2 protein-coding genes are annotated in these 819 nt (G+C 28.1%); both read left to right on the plus strand.

Annotation, left to right across the window (positions count from 1 at the left end):
* Window positions 1-414, plus strand: a 414-nt coding sequence (locus GQS58_RS16880) for a hypothetical protein (RefSeq protein ID WP_166388057.1), incomplete at its 5' end; no start/stop codon positions are given.
* On the plus strand, window positions 407-745 hold the full coding sequence (locus GQS58_RS16885; protein ID WP_166388058.1) for a hypothetical protein: 339 nt from the start codon (window positions 407-409) through the stop codon (window positions 743-745). The genes GQS58_RS16880 and GQS58_RS16885, both read left to right, overlap by 8 nt.
* Window positions 746-819: the final 74 nt, after the last annotated feature.

Below are 819 nucleotides of genomic sequence, written 5' to 3' on the forward strand. Positions count from 1 at the left end.
AAACACGCAACAAACCATATACAACAACGTTATGCACAAGCTGAAAAAAAAATCCTGCGAACCTACAAAATGAGTGATTTAATAAAAAAATATTCTTTACTTCTCATAATTGGAATTGTATTTTCCCGAATCTTGGCTGGAATTATTTTAATTACGTTTCCAGATTTATTGACGTCTGAATTACCAAATGGCGGAACTTCAACTTTAAGTGGTAGTTATTTAAGTTCAGGATTTGAATATATAATTAATCTTGTTTTTATAATTTTTTTAGCTAAAGATTTTAAAAAGGAGAAAATGAATTCACCACTCATATTAATTATGACTTTTTTCTCTGCTTTTATAGGAATTATTCTTTTCTTATTATCAGTAGCAAGTAATAAAATTAATCAAACTAAAATTGAACTGAATGAATAGACTTTTGAAAATTTTGAATAAGTACATTGTCCTTTTAATTCTTTGGTCGATTGTTGGAATGGCTTGGATTTATATTCAGCCGATTATTATGCAGAAAGGAATTTTGAATTCAAACGACTTTGAATCTTACTCATTTATTAATTCTTTGCCAACTTACATTGACTATCTAATTCGTTTAGTCATTGTAATTTTAATAGCAATGGACTTAAAAAAATATAAATTAAATCACATAGTTTTGACTTGTATTGCAACTTTATTTTACCCATTATTAGGAATTGTAATATTATCACTTCTATTAATGGAAAAATGGAAAAACAAAGCCTGTGCATAACACCGTATATAATTTATTGCTGGCTTCTCGCCTACTTACGAAAGTCCTCGCGGACTTTCTTGGTCGGTAATTAT

This window comes from Polaribacter sp. 11A2H (assembly GCF_011379025.1).
In the GTDB taxonomy this organism is placed as follows: domain Bacteria; phylum Bacteroidota; class Bacteroidia; order Flavobacteriales; family Flavobacteriaceae; genus Polaribacter.